Source organism: Mesorhizobium sp. M7A.F.Ca.US.014.04.1.1, from assembly GCF_003998745.1.
GTDB classification, from domain to species: domain Bacteria; phylum Pseudomonadota; class Alphaproteobacteria; order Rhizobiales; family Rhizobiaceae; genus Mesorhizobium; species Mesorhizobium ciceri.
Genome location: NZ_RZRW01000950.1, coordinates 1 through 1438 on the forward strand (window position 1 = coordinate 1; position 1438 = coordinate 1438).

At 65.7% G+C, this 1438-nt stretch carries 1 protein-coding gene; it reads right to left on the bottom strand.

Annotated elements, in window-relative coordinates; genetic code table 11:
- Positions 1-1244 (bottom strand): sugar ABC transporter ATP-binding protein (locus EOA22_RS33425; protein WP_164756175.1); only part of this gene is annotated, 1244 nt, incomplete at its 3' end.
- Positions 1245-1438: the final 194 nt, after the last annotated feature.

The window sequence follows — 1438 nt, forward strand, 5'->3', positions numbered from 1 at the left end:
CGCATGGCCTCGGCCGAGCAGGCGATCGACAGCATCTTGCGAAACCCGGCCAGCGCATCGCGCTCGCGCCGCTCAGCCATGAAGCCGAAACCGTTGCTGAAGCTGCCCAGCGAAGCGATGGAGAAATTCGGCAGGATGCCCAGCGCGGCAAAGATCGCCTGGTGCTTGCGGTCCTCCGGCACCAGGCCGATGCCGAGGGCAATGGCGTCCGCGGGTGATGACGGGGCGATCGGCTTGCCGTCGAGCGTGATGGTGCCGGCCGCGATGCGGTCGGCGCCGAAGATAGCGCGCGCCAGTTCGGTGCGGCCTGAGCCGACAAGCCCGGCAACGCCGAGGATTTCACCGGCCTTGAGGTCTATGTCGACGCCGTCGAGCACGATGGCGTGCGGCGCCTCGGGGTCGCGCACAGTGCGCAGGCCGCGCACCGACAGCACGACATCGCCGGCCACCGCGCGTTGCGCCGGCCGGGCGTAGAGCTCGGACGCCGCGCGGCCGACCATCTTCTCGATGATTTTGGGCAGCGCGATCGGCCCGCCTTCACGGTTAAGGTGGCCGGCAAGCCTGCCGTCGCGCAGCACCGTCATGCGATCGCATATGGCGGACGCTTCCTCCAGCCGGTGGGTGACGAACATAATGGCGACCCTGTCCTTGCGCAGCCGGTCCATGATCGACAGCAGCCGCTGCACCTCGGTCTCGGTCAGCGCCGAGGTCGGCTCATCCATGATGATCAGCCGGCTTTCCAGCGACAGCGCCCGAGCAATCTCGACCAGTTGCTGCTCGGCCACGGACAATGCCGAGACCGGCGTCATCGGGTCTATGGAGAGACCGACGCGGGCGATGATCGTGCGGGAATCTTCCTCCATCTTGCGCCAACTCACCAGCCCGAGCGGGCCGATCGGCGCGCGGCCGATGAAAATGTTCTCCGCCACGGTCAGCGTCGGGATCAGGCTCAGTTCCTGATAGATGGTGACGATGCCAAGCCGCTTGGCATCCTGCGGGCTGGAGGGATGATAATCGGCACCGTCGAAAGTGATGCGGCCGCCCGATGGCGGCATCACACCCGACAGGATTTTCAAGAGCGTCGATTTGCCGGCGCCGTTTTCGCCCAGCAGGCCGAGGATCTCGCCGGGGCGGATATCGAGCGAGACATCGCTGAGCGCCGTCACGCCGGCGAAATGCTTGGTGATGCCTTCGACGGCAAGCAGGATGGGTTCGGGCGAGGCGGCTTCAGCGGCTGGCGGCAAGGGTGGCTCCTTCCATGCAGTTGATGTCGCCTGTCAGCGCTTGAACGCCCCCCTCTGTCCTGCCGGACATCTCCCCCTCAAGGGGGGAGATTGGCTGTGTCACCGGCGACACCTTTTCTTTCAACATTTGGGAACTGGCGAAAGCAGGAGGAACAGTCGATCTCCCCCTTGAGGGGGAGATTGCCGCCAGGACA